1 pseudogene is annotated in these 232 nt (G+C 73.3%); it reads left to right on the top strand.

The annotated features are described in order from the left end of the window. Positions 1-232: pseudogene (locus AC0I8G_RS26280) on the top strand (ABC transporter ATP-binding protein); the annotation flags it as partial.

Below are 232 nucleotides of genomic sequence, written 5' to 3'. Positions count from 1 at the left end.
GGCCTCATGTTCTTCTACTCGTGGCAGTTGGCGCTGGTGGTCATCGGCTGCTTCGTCCCGCGCGTCCTGGCCCGACAACGACTGCAGCGCCCCGTGTCCCGCGCCTACCAGGCGGTCCGGGCCCGCAGGGGCGAACTGCTCGCCGCCATCTCGGAAACGGGCGTGGGTGCCGACGTGATCCGCGCCCACGCGGCGTCGGACCGGTCGGGGCGCCGCCTCGACGGCGCGATCG

This window comes from Kineococcus sp. AC630 (assembly GCF_979255925.1).
The sequence above is the reverse complement of the archived record's forward strand: the minus strand, read 5'-3'. Positions and strand labels throughout refer to the sequence as shown.